This window comes from Bacillus sp. Brlt_9 (assembly GCF_051948935.1).
In the GTDB taxonomy this organism is placed as follows: Bacteria; Bacillota; Bacilli; order Bacillales; family Bacillaceae_G; genus Bacillus_A.
This window is the reverse complement of record NZ_JAYJLO010000025.1, coordinates 1-14,761: the sequence shown is the minus strand read 5'-3', so window position 1 is coordinate 14,761 and position 14,761 is coordinate 1. Positions and strand designations below refer to the sequence as shown.

Annotated in this window: 16 protein-coding genes, 1 tRNA gene, 1 other RNA gene and 1 other annotated feature; of the genes, 4 read left to right on the top strand and 14 right to left on the bottom strand. The window is 36.9% G+C overall.

The window, feature by feature from the left end; genetic code table 11:
- Window positions 1-204: 204 nt before the first annotated feature.
- From VF726_RS31380 to tadA, 7 genes are all read right to left on the bottom strand, one after another.
- The gene (locus VF726_RS31380; RefSeq protein WP_071758074.1) at window positions 205-474 is read right to left on the bottom strand and encodes a pro-sigmaK processing inhibitor BofA family protein; all 270 of its coding nucleotides are present in this window, start codon (window positions 472-474) and stop codon (window positions 205-207) included.
- Window positions 475-680: 206 nt separating this feature from the next.
- Window positions 681-902: a YaaL family protein gene (locus VF726_RS31375; RefSeq protein WP_000466020.1), complete on the bottom strand. Its 222-nt coding sequence runs from the start codon at window positions 900-902 to the stop codon at window positions 681-683.
- A 14-nt stretch (window positions 903-916) separates the two neighbouring features.
- Window positions 917-1,513 (bottom strand): recombination protein RecR, encoded by a 597-nt coding sequence (recR, locus tag VF726_RS31370; protein WP_000559169.1) that lies wholly within the window; start codon window positions 1,511-1,513, stop codon window positions 917-919.
- A gap of 14 nt (window positions 1,514-1,527) precedes the next feature.
- On the bottom strand, window positions 1,528-1,854 hold the full coding sequence (locus VF726_RS31365; RefSeq protein WP_170930109.1) for a YbaB/EbfC family nucleoid-associated protein: 327 nt from the start codon (window positions 1,852-1,854) through the stop codon (window positions 1,528-1,530).
- 25 nt (window positions 1,855-1,879) lie between these two features.
- On the bottom strand, window positions 1,880-3,568 hold the full coding sequence (gene dnaX, locus VF726_RS31360; protein WP_440174115.1) for a DNA polymerase III subunit gamma/tau: 1,689 nt from the start codon (window positions 3,566-3,568) through the stop codon (window positions 1,880-1,882).
- 132 nt (window positions 3,569-3,700) lie between these two features.
- Window positions 3,701-3,965, bottom strand: an RNA gene (gene ffs, locus VF726_RS31355) — signal recognition particle sRNA large type.
- Window positions 3,966-4,044: 79 nt separating this feature from the next.
- Window positions 4,045-4,545, bottom strand: coding sequence for a tRNA adenosine(34) deaminase TadA (gene tadA / locus VF726_RS31350; protein ID WP_440174113.1), 501 nt, complete (start codon window positions 4,543-4,545; stop codon window positions 4,045-4,047).
- 107 nt (window positions 4,546-4,652) lie between these two features.
- Between tadA and VF726_RS31345 the strand changes: the two genes are divergently transcribed.
- The 3 genes from VF726_RS31345 to VF726_RS31335 all read left to right on the top strand — a co-directional run bounded on the left by VF726_RS31345 (window position 4,653) and on the right by VF726_RS31335 (window position 6,624).
- Window positions 4,653-5,192 (top strand): isochorismatase family cysteine hydrolase, encoded by a 540-nt coding sequence (locus tag VF726_RS31345; RefSeq protein WP_440174112.1) that lies wholly within the window; start codon window positions 4,653-4,655, stop codon window positions 5,190-5,192.
- Window positions 5,193-5,317: 125 nt separating this feature from the next.
- Entirely contained in the window at window positions 5,318-5,953 is a 636-nt protein-coding gene (locus VF726_RS31340; protein WP_017561726.1) for a deoxynucleoside kinase, read from the top strand.
- A gap of 2 nt (window positions 5,954-5,955) precedes the next feature.
- Window positions 5,956-6,624 carry a deoxynucleoside kinase gene (locus tag VF726_RS31335; RefSeq protein WP_074565686.1) on the top strand — a complete coding sequence of 223 codons (669 nt, stop codon included), beginning with the start codon at window positions 5,956-5,958 and terminating at the stop codon, window positions 6,622-6,624.
- A gap of 35 nt (window positions 6,625-6,659) precedes the next feature.
- On the opposite strand, the gene VF726_RS31330 is transcribed toward VF726_RS31335, so the two are convergent.
- The 7 genes from VF726_RS31330 to guaB all read right to left on the bottom strand — a co-directional run bounded on the left by VF726_RS31330 (window position 6,660) and on the right by guaB (window position 13,612).
- Window positions 6,660-7,052 (bottom strand): DUF3797 domain-containing protein, encoded by a 393-nt coding sequence (locus VF726_RS31330; RefSeq protein WP_000364200.1) that lies wholly within the window; start codon window positions 7,050-7,052, stop codon window positions 6,660-6,662.
- 166 nt (window positions 7,053-7,218) lie between these two features.
- A tRNA-Ser gene (locus VF726_RS31325) sits at window positions 7,219-7,311 on the bottom strand.
- A gap of 156 nt (window positions 7,312-7,467) precedes the next feature.
- Complete coding sequence (serS, locus tag VF726_RS31320; protein ID WP_000884181.1) at window positions 7,468-8,742, bottom strand: serine--tRNA ligase; 1,275 nt, start codon at window positions 8,740-8,742, stop codon at window positions 7,468-7,470.
- A 51-nt stretch (window positions 8,743-8,793) separates the two neighbouring features.
- Window positions 8,794-9,015, bottom strand: a binding site (T-box leader).
- A 54-nt stretch (window positions 9,016-9,069) separates the two neighbouring features.
- Window positions 9,070-9,660, bottom strand: coding sequence for a pyridoxal 5'-phosphate synthase glutaminase subunit PdxT (gene pdxT, locus VF726_RS31315; RefSeq protein ID WP_440174108.1), 591 nt, complete (start codon window positions 9,658-9,660; stop codon window positions 9,070-9,072).
- 18 nt (window positions 9,661-9,678) lie between these two features.
- Window positions 9,679-10,566, bottom strand: coding sequence for a pyridoxal 5'-phosphate synthase lyase subunit PdxS (gene pdxS, locus VF726_RS31310; RefSeq protein WP_000186156.1), 888 nt, complete (start codon window positions 10,564-10,566; stop codon window positions 9,679-9,681).
- A gap of 161 nt (window positions 10,567-10,727) precedes the next feature.
- A complete protein-coding gene (locus tag VF726_RS31305; protein ID WP_440174117.1) occupies window positions 10,728-12,035 on the bottom strand; it encodes a D-alanyl-D-alanine carboxypeptidase family protein in 1,308 nt (435 codons plus the stop codon).
- A 113-nt stretch (window positions 12,036-12,148) separates the two neighbouring features.
- Window positions 12,149-13,612, bottom strand: coding sequence for an IMP dehydrogenase (gene guaB / locus VF726_RS31300; RefSeq protein WP_087955341.1), 1,464 nt, complete (start codon window positions 13,610-13,612; stop codon window positions 12,149-12,151).
- 115 nt (window positions 13,613-13,727) lie between these two features.
- Between guaB and VF726_RS31295 the strand changes: the two genes are divergently transcribed.
- On the top strand, window positions 13,728-14,729 hold the full coding sequence (locus VF726_RS31295) for a YaaC family protein (RefSeq protein WP_440174105.1): 1,002 nt from the start codon (window positions 13,728-13,730) through the stop codon (window positions 14,727-14,729).
- Window positions 14,730-14,761 lie beyond the last annotated feature (32 nt).

Genomic DNA, 14,761 nt, shown 5'->3' with positions numbered 1-14,761 from the left:
CATCTAAAAATAAAAATTGACGTTTCACGTTGTTTGTTTCGTTTAGTTTTCAAAGTTCAACATCGCGTTTCAGCGACTTTTATAATTTAACATTTCGCGTTAAATCTGTCAACAACTTTTTTCTTTCGTTCCTGACGACGCTTATTAATTTAACATATTAATCATTCGTTCGTCAACACTTTTTAAAAAAATGCCAAAATAAATTTATCTTGGCATGATATAAAGCTTAATAACCACTAATGCAGCAACACCAGGTAGGCCTAATAAACTTGTGATTGTTGCGGTTCCCAAGTTAATTGGAATATGAAAATCAAAATATGTTCCTATAACATTTACGATAAAAAGTAATGCTACTCCCAAAGTAACATGAAAAAGCGCTTTTCCTATAAAACGTAATGGCTTAGAAGAAACACCAAAAACAAGGAAAATAAAAACCAATGTAAGAATACCGACAATAATAATTGTAGAATTCATTTTTTCCTCCTTATGAATGACCTATACACACTTATTTGTATGGGACAAGAAGATAAAAAAGAACATGTATCATATAACTCCAGTCGTTTTGTCTTATTCACCTTTATTCGGTAACACTTTCTTCATAACAACCATTACTTGTTCTTTCCAAACGAAGTAACTGCTAAAGATAAAATAAAAAGGTTCTGCTTTTTCAGCAGAACCTTTTACCATTGTTCCATTTTTACAGGACGACGTTTTGCTTCTTTTAACAAGAAGAAATATTTCGCCTCTGCTATCTTTAAAGAACAAAGCACATCTTGAGATGGTTCAACGCTTTGTTCCACCATTCTCTTCTGACGTAACCACTCATTCTTTACCTTTTCTAATAGTACAATTAGCTTATCATCATACTCTTTACGCAATTTACCCTTTTTTTGAAAGAACATTTTTGTTTCTCCTCTTATACTTCTCTACGACCTTCTAACGCTTTCGACAGTGTCACTTCATCTGCATATTCTAAATCTCCACCAACTGGCAGACCATGTGCAATACGAGTTACTTTAATACCTGTCGGCTTTAAGAGGCGGGATATATACATTGCTGTAGCTTCCCCTTCAATATTAGGATTTGTTGCTAATATTACTTCTTGTACCGTTTCGTCATGTAGTCGCTTTAAAAGTTGCGGGATATTAATGTCTTCTGGTCCAATTCCCTCCATTGGAGAAATAGCACCACGTAACACATGATATACACCTTGATACTCTTTCATTTTTTCCATTGCGATTACATCTTTCGGTTCCTGCACAACACAAACAACCGATTGATCTCGATGTGAATCGTTACAAATATAACAAGGGTCACGGTCAGTAATATGCCCGCATACAGAACAATATGCTAAGTCTCGCTTCGCATTTACAAGTGCTTTTGCAAAACCTAACACATCGTCTTCTTTCATATCTAATACGAAAAATGCCAATCGAACCGCTGTTTTCGGTCCGATTCCTGGCAATTTCATAAAACTATCAATTAGTTTTGATATTGGTTCTGGATAATGCATATATCAATATCCTCCTAGAACATTCCACCCGGTAAGTTTAAGCCTTTTGTAAATTTACCCATTGTAGAGTTTGAAAGTTCATCAGCTTTTTTAAGTGCATCGTTCGTTGCAGCTAAAACTAAGTCTTGTAACATTTCGATATCTTCTGGATCTACAACTTCTTCTTTCACTTTCACTTCAAGAATTTGCTTATGACCATTTGCAATAACTGTGATCATACCGCCACCAGCTGTACCTTCAACTGTTTTTTCACCAAGTTCTTCTTGCGCTTTTGCCATATCCTTTTGCATCTTTTGCATTTGTTTCATCATGTTATTCATATTTCCCATTCCGCCACGCATCATAATTAATTCCTCCTAATTATTATTACTCTTTTATTTCAATAAGTTCTTGCCCTACTAATTTTACTGCCTCTTCTATAAGAGGATCCTCTTTTTTCTCTGGGCTTTCTTCAGAAGCTCCGCCTTCACGCTGTAAAAAATCTTCACGGATTTTACCCCATTCACTTTTTGGAATGGCAATCATATTTAATCTTTTACTTAGCAATTCAAATAAAGCCTGTTCCACTGTGTCCATAGCTTCTCGGTTCTCGCTCGCCATTTTACAGTGAATCTCATATTGAAACGCTAAAACGTAAGTATCATCCGAAGCCGCTACCGGTTCGCTATTTTCTAATAAAACAGCAAACGCCACTTTGTTGTATGCTTTGAGTCTTCCTAACAACTCACCCCACACAGCTTTTAATTGTTCTAAATCTTGACGCTTTGCTTGCTTTAATACTTCATTTACGCGTCCGACAGGAATCTTCATACTACCTGTCCGTACTGGCTTTGGTGCTGCACGTGTCTCTCTTACTTCCTGCTGCACACCAGCCGGCACACCATTCTTTTTAACTTGTTCTAACTCTTTCTCCAATTGCTGCATCCTGTTCATAATTGCTTGTAAACGATCTGCACCGTTTGCTTGCATCATAAACTGTTGACACAGTTGTACCATAACAACTTCTAAGAAAATTCGCGGATGATTTGTCCACTTCATTTCCTGTTGTCCCTTACTAAGGGTATGAATGATTTCATAGATTACTTCCGGTTGCATTTCTTCACTTAACATACGGAATTGCTCATCTACCATCACTCGTTCCAACATATGTTCCAGTTGTGGTGAAGTTTGATATAAAAGCATATCGCGATAATAGTAAATGAAATCTTCCATAAAGCGAACTGGATCTTTCCCTTTAGCCATCATCTCATCTATAATACGCAATGCTCTTGATACATCATTTTCACGTATACATTCTACTAAGTTACCTAAGTATTGCTGAGAAACAGAACCTGTTACAGCTAATACATCTTCGGTCGTAACTGTTTCATCACTATAAGATATTGCCTGATCAATAAGACTAAGCGCATCACGCATACCACCTTCAGCGGCACGTGCAACAATTTGTAACGCCTCATCTTCTACTTGCGTACCTTCATTAGTCACAACCGTCGATAATCTCTCAACAATATCATTTACTGATATCTTTCGAAATTCGAAACGTTGGCAACGCGAAATAATCGTAGGTGGTATCTTATGTGGTTCTGTTGTCGCTAAAATAAAGATGACATGTCCTGGTGGCTCTTCTAACGTTTTTAAAAGCGCATTGAAGGCACCCATAGAAAGCATGTGAACCTCATCAATAATGTATACTTTATATTCTACAGCACTTGGAGCATATTTTACTTTATCTCTAATATCTCGAATTTCATCTACACCGTTATTTGAAGCCGCATCAATTTCTAATACATCCGAAATAGATCCTTGTGTAATCCCCAAACAAGAAGGACATTCATTACAAGGTTCAGCTACCGGAGCGTGTTCACAGTTGATTGCTTTTGCAAATACTTTTGCAATGGTCGTTTTTCCTGTTCCCCTCGGCCCAGAAAATAAATAAGCATGTGAAACTTTCTCTTGAAGAAGGGCATTTTGCAACGTTTTTGTCACGTGCTTTTGACCGACTACATCTTCAAATTTTTGCGGTCTCCATGTTCGGTATAACGCTTGGTATGACACGAAAATACGGCCTCCCTCAAAGGTTATTATCTCATTTATTATAACCCATTCTGTTTATAGATTCCAAAAGTTATTTTCCATACAAAAAACTCACCTTAGTATTAAGGTGAGTTTTGTATACATATATAACTGCCGTGCACCTTCTGTCGATTACGTACCATAAGCGTTACTCAAGCAGTTAGCTCGGTTCAGGCACTCCTGCGGCACACGAGAAGACCCGCTTATTGCTGCTTCCTTCCGGACCTGACAAGGTTCACGGGGTCCCGTTGCGCAGGACCCAAACGTCAACACCACTTACTTAAGGCAGACCTTACAGCAACATAACCTCGAGAAGGGATTCGGCCTCGCTAGAGCGGATTGCGAGTATAGGGCACCGCTACCTCCCCGCTTAGCACGGCAAAGTTAAAACCAATATTCGGTTGCCTTCATTAAAGGCACTATCAGTATAACTTGTTTTTTTATAAAATGCAAATACGTTAATTCTCTTTGCTTTTCTCTAATTTCTTGATCTCTTTTCTTTTTTTACGAAGCTCTCTAAAAAAGTTTGTTAACAAAGTACCGCACTCTTCTTCTAATACACCAGCTGTTACTTCACATTGATGATTAAAACGTTCATCCGTTAAAAGATTCATCAATGTCCCTGCACATCCACCTTTCGGATCACTTGCACCATATACAACTCGCTTCACTCGTGATAAAACAATTCCACCCGCACACATCGGACAAGGTTCTAATGTTACATATAATGTCGCATCTTCTAAACGCCATGTCCCTAATTTTTTGCACGCCTCATCAATAGCTAACAACTCAGCGTGAGCTATTGATCTTTGCTCAGTTTCCCTTAAATTATGAGCAATACTAATTACTTCACCATCCAACACTATAACTGCTCCAATTGGTACCTCTTGTATTGCCTCTGCTTTTTTAGCCTCTTCTATTGCTAACTGCATAAAATAAATATCCTGATCGTGTTCCATAACATAGTCCTTTCATTACAAATAAAGTATACTTATTTCCATTTACTACACATGGGATAACTTTTACAAATTCAATCCACCCTAAGAAAAAAGAGAGGGGATTACATATGAAAAACACTGCCTTACTCATTATCGATATGATTAATGATTTTCAATTTTCACACGGACCTATCCTAGCCAAAAAATGCGAAATTATAACAACCCCTATTTTACAATTAAAGAAAACAATGAAATCCTTCGGCTACCCCATAATTTATATTAATGACCATTATCAACTTTGGAGATCTGATATTGACCAACTAATTACTCATTGTACAAATGAGTATAGTAAAAATATAATTCATAAGATTGCTCCAAATTCTGATGATTATATTTTCATTAAACCACATTACTCTGCTTTTTATGAAACACCTTTAAATTCTTTATTAGGCTATTTAAAAATAGAAAATCTCATATTAACAGGAGTCGCCGGAAATATATGTATCCTCTTTACAGCTAACGATGCTCATATGAGAAATTATACACTGTATGTACCAGAGGACTGTATTGCCTCTAATCATGATCAGGATAACTTGCATGCTTTAAAAATAATGAAAGCCACATTAAAAGCAAATATAAGACCATCATCTCAAATAAAATTTAATTAATACATATATCTATTTTCTAACTTTTTATAGCAAATTAACCCGCTCGCTTCCCTCTTGTGCTACAATAATTCTGTTTTGTGTTTTTAGTAGTCACGGTAAATCACTGATTGAAAGGAGGAAACAGCGTGACCGGAGTACCATTTATCACGGTTGAAGGACCAATTGGTGTTGGAAAGACTTCACTTGCGAAGGAAATTTCAACTCACATGCAACTCCACTTATTGAAAGAGATTGTTGATGAAAACCCCTTTTTAGGAAAGTTCTATGAAGACATCGACGAATGGAGTTTTCAAACAGAGATGTTCTTTCTTTGTAATAGATACAAACAATTAGAAGATATTAACATAAAGTATTTGAATCAAAGGAAGCCAGTAGTAGCGGATTATCATATATTTAAAAATGTAATTTTCGCATCCCGTACATTAAAAGATTCTCAATATGACAAGTACATGCAAATCTACCGTATCCTTACACAAGATATGCCAGTACCAAACGTTATCGTGTATTTAACAGCCAGCCTAGAAACATTACAAAAGCGAATCGCAATGCGCGGAAGAGAATTCGAAAAAAATATGGATCCAAATTACTTACTACAGCTCACAAAAGATTATGAAACAGCTATGGATGCCTTTAAAAAGGATCATCCAGATATCCCAGTATTGAAATTTAACGGAGACGATATGGATTTTATAAAAAATCCTGACGATTTAAACGTCATCCTATCTGCCCTTCAAAATACTCTCTTAAAGGAGTCGAAATAATAATGAATTTAAGGCAAAAATATGACATTCCAAATGACGCAGTAATCACTATCGCTGGAACAGTAGGTGTTGGTAAATCTACTATGACAACTGCATTAGCTAACGCTTTAGGTTATCGTACATCATTTGAAAAAGTAGATTCGAATCCGTATTTGGACAAGTTCTATGCTGATTTCACACGCTGGAGCTTCCACTTGCAAGTATACTTTTTAGCAGAACGATTTAAAGAACAAAAAAGAATTTTTGAATACGGTGGCGGTTTTGTTCAAGATCGCTCTATCTATGAAGACACTGGCATTTTTGCAAAAATGCATCATGAAAAAGGAACAATGACAGAAACGGATTATGAAACATACAAAGGTTTATTTGACGCTATGGTCATGACTCCTTACTTCCCTCATCCGGATTTACTAATTTACTTAGAAGGTTCTTTCGATGATATCATTGATCGTATACAAGAACGTGGACGTCCGATGGAACAGCAAACACCAATTGAGTATTGGAAAGAGATGCATGGGCGTTACGAAAACTGGATTAATAACTTTAATTCATGTCCTGTTTTACGATTAAACATTAATGAATACGATATTTTAAAAGATGGCGATTCTATTGAACCAATCATTAAAAAAATTGGCCATTTTTTAAAACAAACACGTAAACTTGTAAAATAAAAAACCCGTGCATATGCACGGGTTTTTCTATTAAATTACTTCTTCTTTGTTGGAGCAATAATTTCACTCTCAGGTTTTCCAGCGTTAATACGCTGACGAACAGTACTTGTACTAATATCGTATGCTTCAGCAATCTCTTTAACAGTCATTTCTTTTCCGTTAATTACTGCTGTCAATACTTTACCTGTACGTTTTGGAGCTGCTTCTTTCTTTACAGCTTCCTTTTTAACTTTTTTTGGTGCCTCTACTTTTGTCGCAGTTTGCTTTACATCACAAGTGCAACCACAAAGTTTACGGAATGTATCATCGCTAATAATGCGTGATACATTTGCACCACTGTTTAAAATTCTATTGTTCTTACAGACAGGACATTGTACATAATATAAAGTTTTTCCATCTAAAGGAAACGTTTGTATAATAAGATCCATGTTGACTCCTTTCATATCTATGAAGATAATCATCGGAATATGAGTGTGTAATAAGGACAAGATCGCCTTACACCATACTTTATGATTGGTTTTAAAATAAAAACTCGTTACGTGTTGGTAACGAGTTCTCCAATCTCCACTTATATGCGCTGTTGTCAATTATATCTGGAGGAGGTAGAGGGATTCGAACCCCCGCGCGACTCTCGCCGCCTGTCGGTTTTCAAGACCGATCCCTTCAGCCAGACTTGGGTATACCTCCATATTGACATCAAATATAATATCAAAAGAAAAACAGTTAGTCAACCCTACTAAAATAAATTATGAGGAAAGGAAAATTTTACTTTTCCCCTCCTACATTATAGTACTGACAACGCTCATAATTACCAATCACTCATACCGATGAATGTTTATAAATTTACTTAATAACTGTTTTTCCTCCCATATAAGGGCGAAGAACTTCTGGAATTATAATTGTACCATCTTCTTGTTGGTAGTTCTCTAAAATAGCTGCCACCGTACGTCCAATTGCAAGACCAGATCCATTTAATGTATGAACATGTTCTGGTTTGCCGTTTGGCTCACGACGGAAACGGATATTTGCACGTCTCGCTTGGAAAGCTTCAAAATTACTACAAGAAGAAATTTCACGATATGTGCCATAGCTTGGAATCCATACTTCGATATCGTATTTCTTCGCTGCTGTAAATCCTAAATCGCCTGTGCACATGCTCATAACGCGATATGGCAACTCTAATAATTGTAACACGCGTTCTGCATCATTTGTTAGTTTTTCTAACTCTTCATAAGAATCTTCTGGTTTTACGAACTTTACAAGCTCTACTTTATTGAACTGATGCTGACGAATTAAACCACGTGTATCGCGTCCAGCTGAACCTGCTTCAGAACGGAAACAAGAGCTAAATGCAGCATATCTTATAGGCAATTGTTCTTTATTTAAGATTTCATCACGGTGCATATTCGTTACAGGTACTTCAGCTGTTGGAATTAAGAAGTAATCTTCACTTTCAATACGGAATGCATCTTCTTCAAATTTCGGAAGTTGTCCTGTTCCTGTCATACTTGCACGGTTTACCATATACGGAGGTAATACTTCCTCATATCCATGCTCATCAGTATGAAGATCAAGCATAAAGCTAATTAAAGCACGCTCTAATCTTGCGCCAGCACCTTTGTAGAATACGAAGCGGCTTCCTGTTACTTTCCCAGCACGCTCAAAGTCTAGAATTCCTAAATCTGTAGCAAGATCCCAATGTGGTTTTGGTTCAAAAGCAAATTCTTTCACTTCTCCCCAAGTACGTGCTACTACATTATCATCCTCTGTTTCCCCAACTGGAGCAGATTCGTGAGGAATATTTGGAATAGATAACATTAATCTTTCTAAATCTTCTTCAACTGTGCGAAGTTCATTATCAAGATCTTTTACTTTTTCTCCAACTTCACGCATTTCTAGAATTAGAGCTTCTGCATCTTTCTTTTCGCGCTTCAATACAGAGATTTGTTGAGATACTTCGTTACGTTTACTTTTTAGTTCCTCTGTTTGAACAAGTAGTTCTCTTCTTCTCGTATCCAACTCTTCAAAGCGACCAAAATCAGTTAAATCTTCGCCTCTATGCTGTAACTTTGCTTTTACTTCTTCAAAATTTGTACGTAAAAATTTAATATCAAGCATTATATACTCCTCCTTTTATTTTATAAAACACAAAAAACTCCCGTCCCTATATAAAGGGACGGGAGTTAACCCGCGTTGCCACCCTAGTTGAAAGCATTGCCGCCTTCCTCTCAAGTAGAAATAACGGCTCTTCACCGGGAATGTTTACTAATCATAAAGATATTCCACATTCCATTCCAGGATGGATTCACAAACTGTTTCTATCGATTTCCACCAACCATCGACTCTCTATAAGAAACGGCATTTGTTACTACTTCCTATCAACACGCTTATTTTATAAAATTGTTACCATCAATTTACTATAATCTTATACAAGTTGCAAGTTACTTATACAACTTTTTTCATTTTCGCTTCTTTTACCATTTCTACAAAGTATGCCGTTACACGATGATCATCCGTTAATTCCGGATGGAATGAAGCAGCTAAAAACTGATTTTGTTTTACCGCTACCATTCGGTCACCATGTGTAGAAAGTACTTCAACATCATCTGCCACATTTACAACATACGGGGCACGAATAAATACGCCAACAAAATCTTCTCCCACACCTTTAATAGAAAGGGCAGCTTCAAAGCTATCTTTTTGTCGTCCGAACGCATTGCGCTCAACTGTAATATTCATAGCACCAATATGTGCTTCTTCATAGCCAATAAGTGTTTTTGCAAGAAGAATCATTCCTGCACATGTACCAAACATTGGTTTACCAGACTTCGCGAATGTACGAAGTGGCTCCATGAAAGCATACTTATCAATAAGACGGCGCATTGTTGTACTTTCACCGCCTGGTAAAATAAGACCATCAATTTCTTCAAGTTGTTCTATACGCTTTACAACAACAGCTTCTGCACCACTTGCTTCAACTGATTTCACATGCTCACGAACTGCACCTTGAAGACCTAGTACACCGATTTTCACCATTTTAAAGTTCTCCTTCAATTACCATCCACGCTCTTGCATGCGTTGTTCTGGTAATAACGTTGAAATTTCGATACCTTTCATCGCATTACCTAATCCTTTAGAAAGGCTTGCAATTAGTTCGTAATCCTCATAATGAGTTGTCGCTTCAACGATTGCACGTGCAAATTTCGCTGGATTCTCTGATTTGAAGATACCAGATCCTACAAATACACCATCCGCACCAAGTTGCATCATTAACGCTGCATCTGCTGGTGTTGCTACACCACCTGCTGCGAAGTTTACAACTGGTAAACGACCAAGGCGTTTAATTTCAAGTAGTACTTCATAAGGAGCACCAGTATTTTTTGCATATGTCATTAACTCATCTTCACGTAGACTTGCAACTTGACGGATTTCTGCATTGACTTGGCGCATATGACGCACTGCCTCTACAATGTTTCCTGTTCCTGGTTCACCTTTTGTACGAAGCATAGATGCACCTTCTGCAATACGACGTGCAGCTTCTCCAATATCACGGCAACCACATACAAACGGAACTGTGTAATCACGTTTATTTAAATGGTATACTTCATCAGCAGGAGTTAATACTTCACTCTCATCGATATAGTCTACCCCTAATGATTCTAACACACGTGCTTCTACAAGGTGACCGATACGGCATTTTGCCATAACCGGAATTGACACTGCACCCATAACTTCTTCAACGATTGTTGGGTCTGCCATACGAGAAACGCCACCTGCTGCACGAATATCTGCTGGTACACGCTCTAATGCCATAACGGCAACTGCGCCTGCCTCTTCTGCAATTTTTGCTTGTTCAGCGTTAATTACGTCCATAATAACGCCGCCTTTTTGCATTTCTGCCATTCCACGTTTTACACGTTCTGTCCCTGTTACATTTGTCATGTTACAAAAACCCCCCTAGGTGAATTGCTTTTCCCCGTTAAAGGCGAAAATTAAGAATACTCTTACATTCTACCACTAACTATCAGATGCTTGTCTACTACTTTTTCATAAAGTCGGTATGAAAAATAGGAATAAGAAAAAGCCCCTACAATGAGGAGCTTTTAAAACCAACCTTTTACTGTATCAACAGCACTATTCCATATACCACTAAAGAAAGAACCGATTCCGCGCATAGAACGAGTAAACCAATTCGCTTCTTCTACTGCAGATGTTGTTACAAGGTCTATTTGTAATGACTTACCAGATAAAAATCCAGGGTCATTTGTATCTTTTGGTGTGATTACCATTTTGCCAAGTGCAGCTCCCTTTTTAATAGGTGCTTCTTGTCCCTTACTTGCTTCTTTTAATTCTGTTTTATAAACATCCTTACTTCCCTTTGGCACTGGAAGTGAAACAGCTTGTTTTGTTTGAACTGCTACATCTTTATCTGTAGCATTTTCCACTCGAACTGTTTCTTGTCCTTTTACTGAAGAACCTTTTTTATACATTTGCTTCATTTCAAAGTTATCAAATCCATAATCATATAACTTCTTTGTCTCATCAAAACGAGCTTGACGAGAATTTGTTTTAATAACTACAGAAATAAAACGCATTCCGTTTCTTTCAACTGTACCAGTGAAACAATCTCCTGCTTCTGGAGTTGATCCTGTTTTCAAGCCATCTACACCATCATATGATTTAGATAAACCTTTTAACATCCAGTTCCAGTTTAACATTTGAAACTTCTCTTTTTCCGGACGAAATACTTTGCTAGGAATTTTTGCTGTATCTAATACTTTCGGATAATCTTGAAGTAGATGTTGTGCTAAAGTTGCAACATCCTTCGCAGACATTTTATTTTCCTCATCTGGTGTTGTACCAGCAGGATGCATTCCCTTTAAATCTTTATTCGTTAAACCTGTAGAATTGACAAATTTATAATTTTTTAATCCTAATTCTTTCGCCTTATCATTCATCATTTTTACGAAATCTACTTCTTTACCTGCAATTGCTTCTGCTAATGCAATTGTTGCACCATTTGCAGAGAAAATTGCCATTGCTTCATATAATTCTTTTACTGTATAAGTGCCACCATTTTCTAATGCAACATTTGATAAGGAAGCATCTTGCGAAACTTTATACGCATATTCAGAAACCTTAATTTTTTGATCCCACTTAAGTTTTCCTTTATCCACTGCTTCATGAACTAAATATTCACTCATCATTTTTGTCATACTAGCAATTGACAATAATTCATCCGCATTCTTTTGATATAAAATTTTCCCAGAATTCGCTTCAACTAAAATTGCTGCACCTGCTTCAATGTTTAAAGCAGATCCTGTTTCTGCTGATGCATTGCTGTATGGTAACAACATACTACAAGCTAGTGTAAGCATTGTTACTAGCGCAATGAACCTTTTGCAAAACATACCTTTCACTTTTGCTACCCCCAATATCTATGTACTCACATAACCGTTATTCTAACATAATCAAAAAAAAATAGACAGAGATATCAAATCTCCGTCTATTTGTATATAAGACATTATAATGAGTAGTTTGGAGCCTCTTTTGTAATTTGTACGTGATGAGGATGGCTTTCACGTAAACCAGCACCTGACATACGAATGAATTGTGCATTCTCACGTAAGAATTCTAAATCTTGTGCTCCGCAATATCCCATACCTGCACGTAATCCACCAACTAATTGGTGAACTGTATCTGCTAAAGGTCCTTTATATGGTACTCGTCCCTCGATACCTTCTGGAACAAGTTTTTTATTTCCTTCTTGGAAGTAACGATCTTTACTTCCTTTTTCCATCGCTCCGACAGAACCCATACCACGGTATACTTTAAATTGACGACCTTGGTAAATTTCAGTTTCACCAGGGCTTTCAGCAACACCAGCAAACATACTACCTAACATAACAACGTGTGCCCCTGCTGCTAAAGCTTTAACCATGTCACCAGAATACTTAACACCACCGTCAGCAATAACTGGAATGCCGTGTTTACGAGCTTCTGTTGCACAATCATAAACCGCTGTTAATTGTGGTACACCAACGCCAGCTACAACACGTGTTGTACAAATAGAACCTGGTCCAATACCAACTTTAACTACGTTTGCGCCCGCTTCAATTAATGCCTTTGTTGCTTCAGCAGTAGCAACATTTCCGGCGATAATATTTAGTGAAGGATACTTTGCACGAACTTCTTTTACTTTATCAATAACACCTTGAGAATGTCCGTGAGCTGTATCAAGTACGATTGCATCTACGCTAGCTTTTACTAATGCGTCGATACGAGTCATAGCATCAGCCGTTACACCAACCGCTGCTCCAACTAATAAACGTCCTTGCTTATCCTTTGCGGAATTTGGGAATTCAATTACTTTCTCGATATCTTTTATTGTAATAAGCCCTTGTAATACACCGTTGTTATCAACAAGAGGGAGTTTTTCAATTTTATACTTTTGTAGGATCTTTTCAGCTTCACCTAGCGTTGTACCAACTGGAGCTGTAATTAGCTGTTCTTTTGTCATTACGTCGGAAATTTTGATTGAGTAGTCTTGAATAAAACGCATATCACGGTTTGTAATAATACCAACTAATTTTCGTTCGTCTAAATTATTTACAACCGGTACACCTGAGATACGGTATTTTCCCATAAGATGCTCTGCATCATACACTTGATGTTCTGGAGTTAAAAAGAAAGGATCTGAGATAACGCCACTTTCAGAACGTTTTACTTTATCAACTTGCTCTGCTTGTTGTTCAATAGACATGTTTTTATGAATAATTCCTAAACCGCCTTGACGAGCCATTGCAATAGCCATATCCGCTTCTGTTACTGTATCCATTCCTGCACTAATTAACGGGATGTTTAACTGTAAGCTTTCAGATAAAACTGTTTTAACACTTACTTCTCTTGGTAGTACATCTGACTTTGCTGGTACAAGTAATACGTCATCAAAAGTCAAACCTTCTTTAACAAATTTAGATTCCCACATAATTGTTCCCCCCATGATACCAGAAATTATTATTAGTAGCTTATCAATTGGTTAAAATACTGTCAAGGACGTATATATATGTTAGAATTTTTAGACAATAAAAGGAGCGTAATATATGCATCAATCACATCGTACTTGGCAGCAATTAAGTTTCTTCTTTTCATCTCAAAATGTACAACGTTATCTTGCCCGTTGTTATGAAAAATCCTCCATACAAGATGCTGAAAAAAAAAGTTTTGAAAACTGTTATCCCTTTATTTATTACTTAGAACACGGGAAAAACTATTATGAATTATATAAGGTAGCCCCCTTTTCAATCCAGCCAATGTTATTGTTTTATGGAATGAGCCAACTTTTTAAAGCCTGCTTACTAACTATTGATCCTAACTATCCAGAATCCACTACTGTTTTAGCTCATGGTGTTACGACACGTAAACGAAAAAAACAAGGATATCAATTTTTAGAGGATGAGGTGAAGGTACAAAAAAATGGATTATTTACTCATGTTGCAGAACAGCTGTTTCACATGAAACACTTGGAATCAGAGAAGTTTAACATGCTAGATTTAATGGGGAATATTCCTGAATTACAAAACCTATTTCGCTATAGTCAACGAGGTGCTACTTTATATAAAATCGATTCGGTAAATACAAATGAACTTTCCTTTTCGGTCGGTATACTAGATCGCCTCCATATGACTACAGAAAGGTTTTCACGTTACATTGAATCAACTTGTAAGCATTTATCCATGCAACATGTCCCTGGGAAAATGAGTGAATCAAATTTGCTTTTTACGGCTCCTATCCAGTCGTGGAATCCTGTGTATAGCACGCCCTTATACTACGAGTATCTTGCTGATACTTATTACTTACCACTTACAACTGACCCTAGAAATCCTAAACCTGTATTACCTGAACTTCTTGTTCATTATTTATTGCTCTACAATTTAAGTATGATTTCTAGATACGAAACAGATTGGTGGTATGATTTACTTGGAAGCTATGGTTCTGAAGATTACCCATTTATTTATCAATTCCTTACTATTTCTGCTCAAAAAATCCCTTACTACATTTCAGCCTTTTTACTTGCAGAATCGAACCTATTTCATGGGAAATAAAAAAACACAAGTCAAAAGACTTGTGTTTTTAG

Coding starts and splice junctions, on each gene's coding strand:
- VF726_RS31380 (WP_071758074.1), bottom strand. CDS start 474: ATGAATTCTACAATTATTATTGTCGGTATTCTTACATTGGTTTTTATT.
- VF726_RS31375 (WP_000466020.1), bottom strand. CDS start 902: ATGTTCTTTCAAAAAAAGGGTAAATTGCGTAAAGAGTATGATGATAAG.
- recR (WP_000559169.1), bottom strand. CDS start 1,513: ATGCATTATCCAGAACCAATATCAAAACTAATTGATAGTTTTATGAAA.
- VF726_RS31365 (WP_170930109.1), bottom strand. CDS start 1,854: ATGCGTGGCGGAATGGGAAATATGAATAACATGATGAAACAAATGCAA.
- tadA (WP_440174113.1), bottom strand. CDS start 4,545: ATGGAACACGATCAGGATATTTATTTTATGCAGTTAGCAATAGAAGAG.
- VF726_RS31345 (WP_440174112.1), top strand. CDS start 4,653: ATGAAAAACACTGCCTTACTCATTATCGATATGATTAATGATTTTCAA.
- VF726_RS31335 (WP_074565686.1), top strand. CDS start 5,956: ATGAATTTAAGGCAAAAATATGACATTCCAAATGACGCAGTAATCACT.
- VF726_RS31330 (WP_000364200.1), bottom strand. CDS start 7,052: ATGGATCTTATTATACAAACGTTTCCTTTAGATGGAAAAACTTTATAT.
- serS (WP_000884181.1), bottom strand. CDS start 8,742: ATGCTTGATATTAAATTTTTACGTACAAATTTTGAAGAAGTAAAAGCA.
- pdxT (WP_440174108.1), bottom strand. CDS start 9,660: ATGGTGAAAATCGGTGTACTAGGTCTTCAAGGTGCAGTTCGTGAGCAT.
- pdxS (WP_000186156.1), bottom strand. CDS start 10,566: ATGACAAATGTAACAGGGACAGAACGTGTAAAACGTGGAATGGCAGAA.
- VF726_RS31305 (WP_440174117.1), bottom strand. CDS start 12,035: ATGTTTTGCAAAAGGTTCATTGCGCTAGTAACAATGCTTACACTAGCT.
- guaB (WP_087955341.1), bottom strand. CDS start 13,612: ATGTGGGAATCTAAATTTGTTAAAGAAGGTTTGACTTTTGATGACGTA.
- VF726_RS31295 (WP_440174105.1), top strand. CDS start 13,728: ATGCATCAATCACATCGTACTTGGCAGCAATTAAGTTTCTTCTTTTCA.